The organism is Pseudomonas sp. s4 (genome assembly GCF_046764235.1).
Classification (GTDB): Bacteria; Pseudomonadota; Gammaproteobacteria; order Pseudomonadales; family Pseudomonadaceae; genus Aquipseudomonas; species Aquipseudomonas asiatica.
On sequence record NZ_CP177209.1, the window covers coordinates 4,027,233 to 4,041,574 of the forward strand.

At 63.6% G+C, this 14,342-nt stretch carries 14 protein-coding genes and 1 tRNA gene; 8 read left to right on the plus strand and 7 right to left on the minus strand.

The annotated features are described in order from the left end of the window. Positions 1 to 83: 83 nt before the first annotated feature. A tRNA-Ser gene (locus ACK56M_RS18810) sits at positions 84 to 171 on the minus strand. 134 nt (positions 172 to 305) lie between these two features. Between ACK56M_RS18810 and ACK56M_RS18815 the strand changes: the two genes are divergently transcribed. The 8 genes from ACK56M_RS18815 (at position 306) to ACK56M_RS18850 (ending at position 6,388) form a co-directional block, all read left to right on the plus strand. Further along, a complete protein-coding gene (locus ACK56M_RS18815; protein ID WP_003251184.1) occupies positions 306 to 977 on the plus strand; it encodes a Bax inhibitor-1/YccA family protein in 672 nt (223 codons plus the stop codon). A 317-nt stretch (positions 978 to 1,294) separates the two neighbouring features. Further along, entirely contained in the window at positions 1,295 to 2,674 is a 1,380-nt protein-coding gene (locus ACK56M_RS18820; RefSeq protein ID WP_013973275.1) for a nucleobase:cation symporter-2 family protein, read from the plus strand. A gap of 279 nt (positions 2,675 to 2,953) precedes the next feature. Next, positions 2,954 to 3,346: a sulfurtransferase complex subunit TusD gene (tusD, locus tag ACK56M_RS18825; protein ID WP_411958922.1), complete on the plus strand. Its 393-nt coding sequence runs from the start codon at positions 2,954 to 2,956 to the stop codon at positions 3,344 to 3,346. A gap of 1 nt (position 3,347) precedes the next feature. Beyond that, positions 3,348 to 3,707, plus strand: a complete 360-nt coding sequence (tusC, locus tag ACK56M_RS18830; protein WP_015270961.1) for a sulfurtransferase complex subunit TusC — start codon at positions 3,348 to 3,350, stop codon at positions 3,705 to 3,707. Continuing rightward, entirely contained in the window at positions 3,707 to 4,003 is a 297-nt protein-coding gene (gene tusB / locus ACK56M_RS18835; RefSeq protein ID WP_015270962.1) for a sulfurtransferase complex subunit TusB, read from the plus strand. Before tusC ends, tusB begins: the two co-directional genes overlap by 1 nt. Next, complete coding sequence (locus ACK56M_RS18840) at positions 4,000 to 4,335, plus strand: TusE/DsrC/DsvC family sulfur relay protein (RefSeq protein ID WP_015270963.1); 336 nt, start codon at positions 4,000 to 4,002, stop codon at positions 4,333 to 4,335. The genes tusB and ACK56M_RS18840 overlap by 4 nt, the downstream gene beginning before the upstream one ends. Beyond that, positions 4,332 to 5,336, plus strand: a complete 1,005-nt coding sequence (locus tag ACK56M_RS18845) for a glycosyl transferase family protein (RefSeq protein WP_100412889.1) — start codon at positions 4,332 to 4,334, stop codon at positions 5,334 to 5,336. Before ACK56M_RS18840 ends, ACK56M_RS18845 begins: the two co-directional genes overlap by 4 nt. 92 nt (positions 5,337 to 5,428) lie before the next feature. Then, positions 5,429 to 6,388: a glutathione S-transferase family protein gene (locus ACK56M_RS18850; RefSeq protein WP_015270965.1), complete on the plus strand. Its 960-nt coding sequence runs from the start codon at positions 5,429 to 5,431 to the stop codon at positions 6,386 to 6,388. A 117-nt stretch (positions 6,389 to 6,505) separates the two neighbouring features. On the opposite strand, the gene cysG is transcribed toward ACK56M_RS18850, so the two are convergent. From cysG to ACK56M_RS18880, 6 genes are all read right to left on the minus strand, one after another. After that, positions 6,506 to 7,897, minus strand: a complete 1,392-nt coding sequence (gene cysG, locus ACK56M_RS18855) for a siroheme synthase CysG (RefSeq protein ID WP_013973282.1) — start codon at positions 7,895 to 7,897, stop codon at positions 6,506 to 6,508. Further along, a complete protein-coding gene (gene serS / locus ACK56M_RS18860; RefSeq protein ID WP_003258877.1) occupies positions 7,898 to 9,178 on the minus strand; it encodes a serine--tRNA ligase in 1,281 nt (426 codons plus the stop codon). A 30-nt stretch (positions 9,179 to 9,208) separates the two neighbouring features. Beyond that, a complete protein-coding gene (crcB, locus tag ACK56M_RS18865; protein WP_015270966.1) occupies positions 9,209 to 9,583 on the minus strand; it encodes a fluoride efflux transporter CrcB in 375 nt (124 codons plus the stop codon). Continuing rightward, a complete protein-coding gene (locus ACK56M_RS18870; RefSeq protein ID WP_013973284.1) occupies positions 9,580 to 10,905 on the minus strand; it encodes a replication-associated recombination protein A in 1,326 nt (441 codons plus the stop codon). Before ACK56M_RS18870 ends, crcB begins: the two co-directional genes overlap by 4 nt. A 12-nt stretch (positions 10,906 to 10,917) precedes the next feature. Next, on the minus strand, positions 10,918 to 11,553 hold the full coding sequence (lolA, locus tag ACK56M_RS18875) for an outer membrane lipoprotein chaperone LolA (protein ID WP_015270967.1): 636 nt from the start codon (positions 11,551 to 11,553) through the stop codon (positions 10,918 to 10,920). A gap of 62 nt (positions 11,554 to 11,615) precedes the next feature. After that, the gene (locus ACK56M_RS18880) at positions 11,616 to 14,165 is read right to left on the minus strand and encodes a DNA translocase FtsK 4TM domain-containing protein (protein WP_411829477.1); all 2,550 of its coding nucleotides are present in this window, start codon (positions 14,163 to 14,165) and stop codon (positions 11,616 to 11,618) included. Positions 14,166 to 14,342 lie beyond the last annotated feature (177 nt).

Sequence of the window (14,342 nt, forward strand, 5' to 3'; positions counted from 1 at the left end):
GCCTGTCATTCCCAAAGTGTTCCCAAAACGCTCCCATTTGAGGGTCAAGCGGTGGCGAACATCAATGAAATCAAGCACTTGTATGGCGGAAGCGTAGAGATTCGAACTCTAGGATAGTTGCCCATCGACGGTTTTCAAGACCGTTGCCTTAAACCACTCGGCCACGCTTCCAGCTCGTTTTGCGGCCGCCATAATACCGTAATGAAACAAGCTGTCAAACTCTCTGTGTCGCGGGTTGCGGGAGCTCTGATAGACTCCTAGCATCTGAACGTTTGAAAACCACAGGTTTACCAAGGAGTGTCGCCATGCGCGAACAGGATTACGCCGTACACCACGGCCAGCAGGTCGAGCAGCAGGAGATCAGCAAGGTCCTGCGCAACACGTACAGCCTGCTGGCGCTCACGCTCGCCTTCAGCGGTGTCATGGCCTTCGTGGCCCAGCAGATGCGCGTCGGCTACCCGAACGTGTTCGTGGTACTGATCGGCTTCTACGGGCTGTTCTTCCTTACCAACAAACTGCGTGATTCGGCCTGGGGTCTGGTATCCACCTTCGCGCTCACCGGCTTCATGGGCTTTATCCTCGGCCCTATCCTCAACCGCTACCTGGGCATGGCCGGTGGCGCCGAGGTGGTCAGCTCGGCATTTGCCATGACTGCCCTGGTGTTCGGCGGCCTGTCGGCTTATGTGCTGATTACCCGCAAGGACATGAGCTTCCTCAGCGGCTTCATCACTGCGGGCTTCTTTGTCCTGCTGGGTGCTGTCGTGGCCAGCTTCTTCTTCCAGATCAGCGGCCTGCAACTGGCGATCAGCGCTGGCTTCGTGCTGTTCTCGTCGGTCTGCATCCTGTTCCAGACCAGCGCGATCATTCACGGTGGCGAGCGTAACTACATCATGGCGACCATCAGCCTGTATGTGTCGATCTACAACCTGTTTGTCAGCCTGCTGCAGCTGTTTGGCATCATGGGTCGTGATGACTGATTGATATCGGCAAGAGAAAGCCCGCTTCGGCGGGCTTTTTTATGGGCGCTCAACTCATCGATTTAGCTGGAGCCTTGTGGGAGCGGGCGAGCCCGCGAACACCGGCGAAGCCGGTGCCATATACCGAGTCGCATTCTTCGCGGGCACGCCCGCTCCCACAGGTTCGACTCCTGGGAAAAAGCGCCCAATAATTGACCATAAAGTCAGATAACCGGGCGAATGGTCGTCGATCATGCCGCCATCGTGCTTTTCTCTACCCCAATTCGCCATCACCTCGTAGAATGCGCTCCTTTTTTCTTCCGGGGCAGCTTTTCGCAATGAGCTCACACGAACACAGCCCAGGCGCGGCGGCGCCTGCCAATGAACTGGTGCTTGGTCTGGAGGACAAGCCACGGCTGTTGATCGGCCTGCTGGCAGCACTGCAGCACCTATTGGCGATCATCGTGCCGATCGTCACCCCTGGCCTGCTGATTTGCCAGGCTCTGGGTGTTTCGGCACGTGATACCAACCTGATCGTCTCCATGTCGCTGGTCATCTCGGGTATCGCCACTTTCGTCCAGTGCAAGCGCTTCGGGCCATTCGGTGCCGGGCTGCTGATCGTCCAGGGCACCAGCTTCAACTTCGTCGGCCCGCTGATCGCCGGCGGAGCGCTCATGGTCAAGCAAGGCACCCCGGTGGAAGGCGTCATGGCAGCCATCTTTGGCGTAGTAATCGCCGGCTCGTTCGTCGAGATGGGCGTGTCGCGCATCCTGCCCTTCGTCAAACGCCTGATCACCCCGCTGGTAACCGGCATCGTGGTGTTGATGATCGGCCTGACCCTGATCAAGGTCGGCCTGATCAGCATGGGTGGCGGCTTCGGCGCCATGGCCAATGGCACCTTCGCCAATGGCGAGAACCTGCTGCTGTCAGGCGTGGTGCTGGCGATCATCGTCATCCTCAACCGCATCCCGGTGGTGTGGATGCGCAGCTGCGCCATCGTTATCGCCCTGGCGGTCGGTTATGCGCTGGCCGGCTACCTGGGCCGCCTGGATTTCACCGGCATGCACGAAGCCGCGCTGTTCCAGGTGCCGACGCCGCTGCACTTCGGCCTGGGCTTCTCCTGGGCACTGTTCATCCCGATGCTGGTGATCTACCTGGTAACTTCGCTGGAAGCCATCGGTGACGTCACCGCCACCAGCAAGGTGTCGCGCCAGCCGGTCGAAGGGCCGGTGTGGATGCAGCGGATCAAGGGCGGTGTGCTGGTGAACGGGGCCAACTCGCTGCTGGCCGGTTTGTTCAACACCTTCCCGAGCTCGATCTTTGCCCAGAACAATGGCGTGATTCAGCTGACAGGGATCGCCAGCCGCCATATCGGCATGTGGATTGCCGTGATGCTGGTGCTGCTGGGGCTGTTCCCGAGCGTTGCCGGGGTGATCCAGGCGGTGCCGGAGCCGGTGCTGGGCGGTGCGGCCATGGTCATGTTCGGGGCGGTTGCGGCTTCGGGGATCAATATCCTGGCCAGCACTCGCCTGGACCGTCGTGCCCTGCTGATCATCGCTGTATCCCTGGCCCTGGGCCTGGGTGTGGCGCAGGTGCCGGAGTTCCTGGCGCACATGCCGGCGGCGATTCGCAATGTGCTGGAGTCGGGCGTGGCTACCGGGGGTATCTGTGCCCTGGTGTTGAACTGGTTCTTGCCGGAGAGCAAGGAACAGGCTTGAGCCTGGTGTTCGACTGTCAGGGCCATGGGGCTGCTGCGCAGCCCCTCGCAGGCAAGCCAGCTCCCACCTCGACCGCATTGATCTGAAGCCATGCGCAGTCCCTGTAGGAGCCTGGCTTGCCAGCGATGAGGCCAGTACAGACAACACAAGGCAGTTGCCCCTACCGGGATAGCGCCGGCCTTCAGATTGGTTCAAGACAGAAAGCCCGCCCCGCCATGCACAAGCGGGCGCGGGCTTTTTTGCTTTATCATGGCACCATTCCTTTTGCATGAGTTATCCATGAAATTCGCTATCGCGGTGTTCTCCCCGGCCCATGCGCCCTCCTCGCGGCGTGCCCTGCGCTACGCCGAGGCGGTGCTGGCCGGCGGGCATGAGATTGCCCGGCTGTTCTTCTACCAGGACGGGGTACACAGTGCCTCTGCCAACGTGGTCACCCCCCAGGATGAGCTGGATGTTGCCGGCCAATGGCACGCCTTCATTGCAGCCAACCAGCTGGACGCAGTGGTGTGCATCGCCGCCGCCCTGCGCCGTGGCGTGCTCGACGAGGCCGAGGCCAACCGCTACCAGCGCCCGGCCGTGAACCTGCCCAAGCCTTGGGAGCTGTCGGGGCTTGGCCAGCTGCATGAGGCGGCGCAAGTTGCCGATCGCCTTGTCTGCTTCGGAGGCGACTGAAATGGCCAAATCCTTGTTGATCATCAGCCGCCAGGCGCCCTGGAACGGCCCATCGGCCCGTGAAGCACTGGACATCGCCCTGGCTGGCGGCGCGTTCGATCTGCCGCTGGGCATGCTGTTCCTCGATGACGGCGTGTTCCAGCTCGCTGCGGAGCAGCAGCCCACCGCCGTGCAACAGAGGAACCTGGCCGCCAACTTGCAGGCGCTGCCAATGTTCGGCGTCGAGGACCTGTTCGCCTGTAGCCACAGCCTCACTCGCCGCGGCCTGGCAGCCGACACCCTGACGCTGCCGGTGCAAGTGCTGGACGACGCGGCCCTGACCGCACTGATCGCCCGTTTCGACCAGGTGGTAACGCTCTGATGACGACCCTGCATGTAATTGCCCACTCCCCGTTTGGCGACGAACGCCTGGCCAGTTGCCTTCGCCTGCTCGGCGCCGACGACGCCCTGCTGCTGTGCGGCGATGCTGTATATGCCCTGCACAGCGGCAGCGAACCGCACCGCCGGCTGCAAGCCGCCGGCCTGGCCCAGCGCCTGTTCGCCCTGGAAGAAGACGTGCAGGCCCGCGCGGTCGCCAACGAACTGGCCAAGGCCGTGGACTACGCCGGGTTCGTCGAACTATCGCTGCATTACGACAAGGTCAATAGCTGGCTATGAATACCCTCAACGTTGGCGATCAGGCGATCGCCCTGGACAAGGACGGCTTCCTGGTCGACCTGCAAGACTGGTCGCATGCCGCCGCCGAGGCTTTGGCCGCGCGCGAGGGCATCCCTTTGACGGAGGACCACTGGGAAATCCTCGAACTGCTGCGCCAGTTCTACCAGGAATACCAGCTGTCCCCGGCCACGCGCCCGCTGATCAAGTACACGGCCCTCAAACTGGGCCCGGACAAGGGCAACAGCCCGCACCTCAACCGCCTGTTCAACGGCACTCCCGCCAAACTGGCCGCCAAGCTGGCGGGCCTGCCCAAGCCGACCAACTGCATATGACAGAACCTCGCCCGCTTACCCTGGAAACCCCTGCCGAACACCCGTTCGCCGAGTTCGTGCGCATTCTTGGCAAAGGCAAGCGCGGCGCGCGTGGCCTGACCCGTGAAGAAGCCCGCACGGCCATGACTCTGCTGCTGGAAGGCAAGGTCGAAGATGCCCAGCTCGGTGCCTTCCTCATGCTGCTGCGGCACAAGGAAGAAAGCGCCGAAGAACTGGCCGGCTTCACCGAGGCCCTGCGCGCCCACTTGCAGTCGCCGCGCATCGCCGTGGACCTGGACTGGCCCACCTACGCCGGCAAGAAGCGCCACCTACCCTGGTACCTGCTGGCTGCCAAATGCCTGGCCAACAATGGCGTGCGCATCCTGATGCACGGTGGCGGTGCGCATACCGCCGGGCGCATGTACACCGAGCAGTTGCTGTCCTTGCTGGAAATTCCGTTGTGCCGTGACTGGGCTGCGGTCAGCCGGACCCTGGACCAGCAACGCCTGGCCTTCTTCCCGCTGCAGGACTGGGCGCCGCAGTTGCAGCGCATGATCGACCTGCGCAACACCCTGGGCCTGCGTTCGCCCATCCATTCGCTGGCCCGGGTGCTCAACCCGCTGGCTGCGCGTTGTGGCCTGCAGAGCATCTTCCACCCCGGCTACCAGGCAGTGCACCGCGAGGCCAGCCGCCTGCTGGGCGACCATGCCGTGGTAATCAAGGGTGATGGCGGCGAGATTGAGGTCAACCCCGATGTCATCAGCCATCTATACGGCACCACCACCGGCGAAGCCTGGGACGAGGAATGGCCAGCGCTGAGCGAACGCCGCCACGTGAAGCCGCCAAGCCTGCAGCCCGAGCAATTGCTGGTGGTCTGGCGCGGCGAGGCCGAGGACAGCTACGGTGAAATGGCCGTGGTCGCGACCATGGCCTTGGCCCTGCGCGGCCTTGGCCAGGACCGTGAGCAGGCTTTCGCCACCGCACGTGGTTACTGGACCGCACGGAACCAATCGAATAACTAGATACTAACGGGGCATTCTTTGCGCTAGTTATTCGAACGATTTCCCCTAGACTGGGCTCCAACAACAAACAACTTTGTTCCGAGGAGCTCACCATGGGCCTTTTGATCGACGGCCGCTGGCATGACCAGTGGTATGAAAACGGCAAGGACGGCACGTTCAAACGCGAAAACGCCCAACGCCGCAATCAGCTGCCCGCTCCCGAAGCTGGCCGTTACCACCTGTACGTCTCGCTGGCCTGCCCATGGGCACACCGCACCCTGATCTTCCGTGCCCTCAAGGGCCTGGAGCCACTGATCGACGTGTCGGTGGTCAGCTGGCTGATGCAGGACCATGGCTGGACTTTCGACCAGCAGCAAGGTTCCAGCGGCGACCACCTCGACGCGCTGCAGTACCTGCACCAGCGCTACACCCAGGATGACCCGCACTACACTGGCCGCGTGACTGTACCGGTGCTGTGGGACAAGAAAGAGAAACGCATCGTCAACAATGAGTCGTCGGAGATCATCCGCATCTTCAACAGCGCGTTCAACGAACTGACCGGCAATACACTGGACCTGTACCCAGAGCCGCTGCGCCCGACCATCGAGGCGCTGAACGAGCGCATCTACCCGGCGGTGAACAATGGCGTATATCGCGCAGGCTTTGCCACTACGCAGGAAGCCTACGAGGCTGCGTTTGACGAAGTGTTCAACGAACTGGACTACCTGGAAGACTTGCTGAGCCGCAACCGCTACCTGGCCGGGGAATACCTGACCGAGGCCGATGTGCGCCTGTTCACCACCCTGGTGCGCTTCGATGCCGTGTACCACGGGCACTTCAAGTGCAACCTGCGCCGCCTGAGCGACTATCACAACCTGTCGAACTGGCTGCGTGAACTGTACCAGTGGCCGGGGGTGGCGGGCACAGTGGACATGGAGCATATCCAGAAGCACTACTACATGAGCCACAAGACCATCAACCCGAACGGGATCGTGCCCAAGGGGCCGCTGCAGGACTTCAACCTGCCGCATGATCGGGAGCAGTTGGCAGGCAAGGGGATTTGGCAGGTTTGAGGCTGTCGGGGCTGCTTTGCAGCCCGTTCGCAGCACAAGGCTGCTCCTACAGGAAACGCGGCCCCCTGTAGGAGCAGCCTTGTGCTGCGAACGGGCCGCAAAGCGGCCCCAACGATTTCAGCTATTCTGCGAACCTTCGAACCAGGCCAGCTTGTCACGCAACTGCACCACTTCCCCGACAATCACCAGGGTCGGCGCATGCACTTCATGCTGCGCCACCAGGTCCGGCAAGTCCGCCAGGGTGCCGGTGAACACCCGCTGATTACGCGTAGTCCCCTGCTGCACCAGCGCCGCAGGGGTACTGGCCGCGCGGCCATGGCGAATCAGCTCGGCACAGATGGTCGGCAACCCCACCAAGCCCATGTAGAACACCAGGGTCTGCGCCGGCGCTACCAGGTCATGCCACGGCAGATTGCTGGTGCCATCCTTCAGGTGCCCGGTCACGAAACGCACCGATTGGGCATAGTCGCGGTGAGTCAGCGGAATCCCGCCATAGGCGGAACAACCGCTGGCTGCGGTAATGCCCGGCACCACCTGGAACGGGATGCCGTGCTCGGCCAGCTCTTCGATCTCTTCGCCGCCCCGCCCGAAGATGAACGGGTCGCCGCCCTTCAGGCGCAACACACGCTTGCCCTGCCGGGCCAGGTCGACCAGAAGGCGGTTGATCTGGTCCTGTGGCACGGCATGGTCGGCGCGACGCTTGCCCACGTAGATACGCTCGGCATCACGTCGGCACATCTCGATAATCGCCGGTGCCACCAGGCGGTCGTACAGCACCACGTCGGCCTGCTGCATCAGGCGCAAGGCGCGGAAGGTCAGCAAGTCCGGATCGCCCGGGCCAGCCCCCACCAGGTACACCTCACCGCCCTGCTGCACCGGTGCACCGTCGACCATCGCCTGCAACAGGCGCTCGGCCTCGGCGCCCTGCCCGGCCAGCTGACGCTCGGCAATAGGCCCTTGGAACACGGTTTCCCAGAAGCCTCGGCGCTGGTTGACGTCCGGGTACAAGGCCTTGACCTTGTCGCGGAAGCGTGCGGCCAGGCCGGCCAGTTCGCCGTAGGCGGACGGGATCCAGGCCTCCAGCTTGGCGCGAATCAAACGCGCCAGCACCGGAGCATCACCGCCACTGGACACCGCAACCACCAACGGCGAACGGTCGACGATCGCCGGGAAGATCACCGTGCACAGGGCCGGCGCATCCACCACGTTGACCGGCAGGCTGAGTGCCTGCGCATCCGCCGACACCTGGGCATTGAGCCCCGGGTCGTCGGTGGCCGCAATCACCAGCCGGCAACCGACCAGGTCGGCTGCCTGATAGCCGCGCACCAGCACCTCGCCGCCACCTTCCCGGGCCAGCGCGGCCAACTGGCCGTCGACATCCGGTGCAACCACGCGCAGCGCGGCGCCGGCGTCGGCCAGCAGGCGCGCTTTGCGCAAAGCGATCTCACCGCCGCCAACGACCAGCACGCGGCCGCCCTGCAGCTTGTGGAACAGCGGCAGGTAATCCATTTAGCGGATGACCTCGACGCCGCCCATGTAAGGCTTCAGCACTTCCGGCACACGGATGGAACCGTCGGCCTGCTGGTAGTTTTCCAGTACGGCAACCAAGGTACGGCCTACGGCCAGGCCGGACCCGTTGAGGGTATGCACCAGCTCTGGCTTGCCGGTTTCCGGGTTGCGCCAGCGGGCCTGCATGCGGCGCGCCTGGAAATCGCCGCAGTTGGAACACGAGCTGATTTCGCGGTACTTGTCCTGGCTTGGTACCCACACTTCCAGGTCGTAGGTCTTCACCGCGCCAAAGCCCATGTCGCCGGTGCACAGGGCCAGCACGCGGTACGGCAGCTCCAGCAGCTGCAGCACGCGCTCGGCGTTGGCAGTCAGGCCTTCCAGGGCTTCCATCGACTTGGACGGCTCGACCACCTGCACCATCTCGACCTTGTCGAACTGGTGCTGGCGGATCATGCCGCGGGTGTCACGGCCGGAAGCACCGGCTTCGCTGCGGAAGCACGGGGTGTGGGCAACCAGCTTCAGTGGCAGCTGCTTGGCATCGAGGATTTCACCGGCCACCAGGTTGGTCAGCGACACTTCGGCGGTCGGGATAAGGTAGAAGTCGGCCTCGCCTTCGCGGCTGATCTTGAACAGGTCTTCCTCGAACTTCGGCAGCTGGCCGGTACCCTGCAGGGCCGGGGCCTGGACCAGGTACGGGGTGTAGTGCTCCTCGTAACCGTGCTCGCCGGTGTGCAGGTTGATCATGAACTGCGCCAGGGCGCGGTGCAGGCGGGCAACTGGACCACGCAGCACGGCAAAACGCGCGCCAGACAGCTTGGCGGCAGCTTCGAAGTCCAGGCCACCGCTGACTTCGCCGAGCGCGACATGGTCCTTGATTTCGAAGTCGAAAGCCTTCGGCGTACCCCAACGGCGCACCTCGACGTTGTCGTCTTCGCTGGCACCAACCGGTACGCTGGCGTCCGGCAGGTTGGGGATGGTCAGCAGGATGCCATCCAGTTCGGCCTGGATGCCGTCCAGTTCAGTCTTGCCGGCAGCCAGTTCGTTGGCCATGCGCTCGACGTCAGCCATCAGCGGCGCAATATCTTCGCCCTTGGCCTTGGCCTGGCCGATGGACTTGGAACGGGCGTTACGCTCGGCCTGCAGCTGCTCGGTGCGGGTCTGCACCGCCTTGCGGCGCTCTTCCAGTGATTCGATGCGCGCGACATCCAGGCTGAAGCCACGGGAGGCCAGGCGATCCGCCACTTCCTGAAGTTGGCCGCGTAACAGTTTGGAATCGAGCATATCGTTCTCTCGTTATGTGTAGGTGTTGGTTCAGAATCGGGTCAGGGACAGGCCGGCCCAGGTCGCGAGCAGCCCGCCCACCACGCTGATACCGGTATAGCCCAAAGCCAGGGGCACTTGCCCGCTTTCCAGCAGGCGTACGGTATCCAGCGAAAAGGAGGAAAAAGTCGTCAGGCCGCCGAGGAAGCCGACGATCAGCCCGGCGCGCAGCTCGACCGGCACGATCGGCTTGTGCAGGAACAGACCATAAAGCAGGCCGATCAGCAGGCAGCCAACCAGGTTGACCGCCAGCGTACCGAGATAGAAGTGCCGTGGCCAGTGGGCAGACACCCAGTTGGTGGTGGCAAAGCGCAACAAGGTACCGGCAATACCGCCAGCGCTGACGGCGGCAATCAGTGCAATCACGGCTTTCTCCGCTGGCGGGGGCTGTTGCGGTCAAGGTCGGCCAGGTGGCGCAGCTTCTCGCCAATCTTCAGTTCCAGGCCACGGGGCACCGGCTGGTAGTACTGGCGCGGCTCGAGTTCCTCGGGGAAGTAGTCTTCGCCGGCGGCATAGGCGTCGGGTTCATCGTGGGCATAGCGGTACTCGTCGCCGTAGCCCAGTTGCTTCATCAGCTTGGTCGGGGCGTTGCGCAGGTGCAACGGCACTTCCAGCGAGCCATGCTCGGCGGCCTCGCGCAGGGCGGTCTTGAAGCCCATGTACACCGCGTTGCTCTTCGGCGCACAGGCAAGGTAGGTGATGGCCTGGGCTACCGCCAGTTCGCCCTCGGGGCTGCCCAGACGCTCTTGCACATCCCAAGCCGCCAGGCACAGGCTGAGCGCGCGCGGGTCGGCGTTGCCGATGTCTTCGCTGGCCATGCGCACCACGCGGCGGGCAATGTACAGCGGATCGCAGCCGCCATCGAGCATGCGCGCGAACCAGTACAGGGCGCCATCGGGGTTGGAGCCACGCACTGACTTGTGCAGCGCGGAAATCTGGTCGTAGAACGCCTCGCCACCCTTGTCGAAGCGGCGGCGGCTGTCGCCGAGCAGGCTCTGCAACATCTCGACATCGATCTCGCTGCCGTCTTCAGCCAGGTCCGAGGCGTTTTCCAGGAAGTTGAGCATGCGCCGGCCATCGCCGTCGGCGGCGGCCATCAGCATCTTGAAGGCGTCGTCGCCAACCCGCAGGTTGCGCTTGCCCAGGCCGCGCTCTTCAGTCAACGCGCGGTTGACCAGCTTGCGCAGCGCCGCCTCGTCCAGGCTCTTGAGCACATACACCCGCGCCCGCGACAACAATGCGTTGTTCAGCTCGAACGACGGGTTTTCGGTGGTGGCGCCAATGAACAGCAGGGTGCCGTCTTCCACATAGGGCAGGAAGGCATCCTGCTGCGACTTGTTGAAGCGGTGCACTTCGTCGACGAACAGGATGGTTCGGCGGCCGTACTGGCCAGCCTGCTGCTTGGCCACCTCGACCGCCTGGCGAATCTCCTTCACCCCGGCCAATACCGCCGACACCGTTTCGAAGTGCGCATCGCAGAACTGCGCCAGCAGCCGCGCGAGGGTGGTCTTGCCCACGCCCGGCGGCCCCCAGAAGATCATCGAGTGCAGCGCACCCTGCTCCAGCGCTTCGCGCAGCGGTTTGCCGCGCGCCAGCAGGTGCTCCTGGCCGACGTACTCGTCCAGGTTGGACGGGCGCAGACGAGCAGCCAGGGGCTGGGCGACGGGTTCGCTTCGAAACAGGTCCATGGCGAGCTCTGGTTACTCCTTGATGACGTCCGCGCCTTTGGGGATGTCGAACTTGAACTTGCTGTCCGGCACAGCCTGGTTGGCTTTCACGCCATTGAACAGGATGTTGGTGCGCTGGCCGACACTGTCGATCAGTTGCATGTCGTTGATCAGGCCCTTGCGGAACGACACGCGCAGCGAGTCGAACAGGGTGTCCTTGGTCTTCGGCTTGAGGGTGAAGTCCATCACTTCGCCCTGCTCCTTCGAGCTGATGTCGAAGCTCTGGCTGATCTTCGACACGTCACCGGACAGCAGCAGCGCCGGGGTCTGGTTCAGGCGCTGGTCGAGTTTCTTGATGGTTGCCTGCTCCAGGTCCGGGTCCCACAGGGTGACGTTCTTGCCGTCGGATACCACCACCTGCTCCTGCGGCGCATCGGTGTGCCAGTAGAACAGGCCAGGGCGCTTGACGGTCATCTTGCCGGAGGTTTCCTGCAGGCTGGTGCCGCCGGCGTCCAGGGTCAGCTGGGAGAAGTTGGCCTCGATGGTCTGCGACTTTTCCAGCAATTGGGTCAGGCGTTGTACGTCTTGCTCACCGGCATAAGCCGATACGGTGGCCGACACAGAAGCCGCGGCCAGGGCAGAAACCAACAGCATGCGAATCGCGCGCATGGGAGTCCTCATCGAGCATTGAAAAGGCCGGGCGCCACCGTTGGCGCACGGCAAGGTGTTCGTCAGTCGCGCGGGCCGCCCGGGGCTATCACTTCCCGCGAGCCGTTGCTGTTCATGGGGGTGACCACGCCGGCCATTTCCATGGCTTCGATCATGCGGGCGGCGCGGTTGTAGCCGATCTTCAGTTTGCGCTGCACGGCCGAGATGGACGCGCGGCGGCTTTCCAGCACGAACTGCACGGCCTCATCATACAGGGCGTCGCTTTCCGAATCTTCGCCATCGCCACCACCACCGCCGCCTTCGAAGCCGCTGCCGGCCTCCTCGACGCCGTTGAGGATGTCGTCGTTGTAGTCCGGGGCGCCGCGCAGCTTCCACGCTTCGACCACGCGGTGCACCTCGTCGTCGGAGACGAACGCGCCGTGCACGCGAATCGGCAGGCTGGTGCCCGGCGGCATGTACAGCATGTCACCGTGGCCCAGCAGCTGCTCGGCACCACCCTGGTCGATGATGGTCCGCGAGTCGATCTTGCTCGACACCTGGAACGCCATGCGGGTCGGGATGTTGGCCTTGATCAGGCCGGTAATCACGTCCACCGACGGGCGCTGGGTGGCGAGGATCAGGTGGATACCGGCGGCCCGCGCCTTCTGGGCGATACGGGCGATCAGCTCTTCGACCTTCTTGCCGACGATCATCATCATGTCGGCGAATTCGTCGACCACCACCACGATGGTCGGCAGGGTTTTCAGCGCAGGCGGCTCGTCGTCCATGCTCTCGCGGCGGTACAGCGGGTCATGGATGATCTCGCCGGCTTCCTGGGCGTCCTTGATCTTGCGGTTGAAGCCGGCCAGGTTACGCACGCCCATGGCCGCCATCAGCTTGTAGCGCCGCTCCATCTCGGCCACGCTCCAGCGCAAGGCGTTGGCGGCGTCCTTCATGTCGGTGACCACCGGGCACAGCAGGTGCGGGATGCCCTCGTAGATCGACAGTTCGAGCATTTTCGGGTCGATCATGATCAGCCGCGCGTCTTCCGGGCTGGACTTGAACAGGATCGACAGGATCATCGCGTTCACACCCACCGACTTACCGGAACCGGTAGTACCGGCCACCAGCAAGTGCGGCATCTTGGCCAGGTCGGTGATCACCGGCTTGCCGCCGATGTCGTGGCCCAGGGCCAGGGTGACCGGCGATTTCTGCTCGTCGTACTGCGGCGTGGCCAGCACTTCGGAGAAACGCACCATCTGCCGGTTCTCGTTGGGGATCTCGATACCCACGGTGGTCTTGCCGGGGATGACCTCGACCACACGCACACTGGTCACTGCCAGCGAACGCGCCAGGTCCTTGGCCAGGTTGGCGATACGGCTGACCTTCACACCGGCGGCCGGCTGGATTTCGTAACGGGTAATCACCGGGCCCGGGTGGATCGAGTCCACCGCCACTTCCACGCCGAATTCCTTGAGTTTGATTTCCAGCAGCTGGCCGACACCGGCCAGGGATTCCGGCGAGTACTCGATCTTCTTCTGTTCGGCCGGGTCGAGGATGGAGATCGACGGCAAGGTGCCTTCCACCGCGCTGTCGACGAACAGCGGCGCCTGCCTCTCCTTCATCACCCGCTTGCTCGGCTCCGGCGCCCTGGCGGGTGTCGGCGGCACGATCATCGGGGCCGCGGCAGGTGGTTCGCGAGAGATTACCGGCTCACGAGGTGCCGGCGACTCACGTGGCACCACAGGCTCGCGCGACAGGGTTGGCTCACGTGGTTCGACCGGCTGGGCAGGTGCTTCTTCACGCTTGAAAATGCGCTCGCGCAGCGCCGGCTTGGCCGGTTCGCGCTTGTCGGCGGTCATTGGCGCGGCCTTGACCACCGGTTCATCCTCACGCAGCTGCGCCTCCAGGCGCTTGCGCTCGTTGCGCGCTTCCCACCAACGGTTGGCGGCGCCCTGCACCAGCTCGAACAGGTCGAGGGTGATCTTGCCGGTCAGGTCCATCACCTTGAACCACGACAGGTCGGTGAACACGGTCAGGCCGAACAGGAACAGGGCAATGAACATCAGCGTGCTGCCCTGCACGTTCAGCAGGTTGCGCGCCAGGTCGCCGAGGCTCTCGCCCAATGCACCACCGGCGGAGAACGGCATGCTCGCAGGCGGGTGGAAATGGATATGGGCCAGCGCCGCACCAGACAGCACCAGAAACACCAGGCCGATCAGCCGCCAGGAGAACAGCCAGCCGCTCCAGTCCCAGGGCTGGTGGCGTTCGCGGAAGATCTGCCAAGTCTTTATCGCCAGCAGCAGCGGGAAGATGTAGGCGAAGTACCCCAGTACCATGAACAGGATGTCGGCGAAGTAGGCACCGGCACGCCCGGCGGCGTTCTGCACCTGGTCGACGTTGCTGGTGTGGCTGAAGCCCGGGTCCGACGTATCGTAGGTCAGCAGCGCCATCCACAGGTACAGGCACAGGGCGCCGACAGCGATCAACGCACCTTCCTTGAGGCGATAATGCAGCTGCTGCCGCCACAGAGGGACGGGCAAGGGAGCTGGAGTTGCGGTGGATTTCTTCAAAACGCGTCTATTCCTGCGCGTGCTGCGCGTCCAATAGTGATCGGCCGACGGTGCGGCCAATGAACCACTACTTTTAACATTACTGCCCGCCAGCCGCCATGGCGGCACGCCAGATGGGAGTTTGGCCGGGGGCGACTTTCATATAGCTGCAATTTGAGCATGCATTTTCTTTTGTGACAAAGGCTTATGCTGTGTTTTTGCACAGGTGTGACAGCAAATGTAGCGGATGGTGCCTGC

Coding starts and splice junctions, on each gene's coding strand:
- ACK56M_RS18815 (WP_003251184.1), top strand. CDS start 306: ATGCGCGAACAGGATTACGCCGTACACCACGGCCAGCAGGTCGAGCAG.
- ACK56M_RS18820 (WP_013973275.1), top strand. CDS start 1,295: ATGAGCTCACACGAACACAGCCCAGGCGCGGCGGCGCCTGCCAATGAA.
- tusD (WP_411958922.1), top strand. CDS start 2,954: ATGAAATTCGCTATCGCGGTGTTCTCCCCGGCCCATGCGCCCTCCTCG.
- tusC (WP_015270961.1), top strand. CDS start 3,348: ATGGCCAAATCCTTGTTGATCATCAGCCGCCAGGCGCCCTGGAACGGC.
- tusB (WP_015270962.1), top strand. CDS start 3,707: ATGACGACCCTGCATGTAATTGCCCACTCCCCGTTTGGCGACGAACGC.
- ACK56M_RS18840 (WP_015270963.1), top strand. CDS start 4,000: ATGAATACCCTCAACGTTGGCGATCAGGCGATCGCCCTGGACAAGGAC.
- ACK56M_RS18845 (WP_100412889.1), top strand. CDS start 4,332: ATGACAGAACCTCGCCCGCTTACCCTGGAAACCCCTGCCGAACACCCG.
- ACK56M_RS18850 (WP_015270965.1), top strand. CDS start 5,429: ATGGGCCTTTTGATCGACGGCCGCTGGCATGACCAGTGGTATGAAAAC.
- cysG (WP_013973282.1), bottom strand. CDS start 7,897: ATGGATTACCTGCCGCTGTTCCACAAGCTGCAGGGCGGCCGCGTGCTG.
- serS (WP_003258877.1), bottom strand. CDS start 9,178: ATGCTCGATTCCAAACTGTTACGCGGCCAACTTCAGGAAGTGGCGGAT.
- ACK56M_RS18870 (WP_013973284.1), bottom strand. CDS start 10,905: ATGGACCTGTTTCGAAGCGAACCCGTCGCCCAGCCCCTGGCTGCTCGT.
- lolA (WP_015270967.1), bottom strand. CDS start 11,553: ATGCGCGCGATTCGCATGCTGTTGGTTTCTGCCCTGGCCGCGGCTTCT.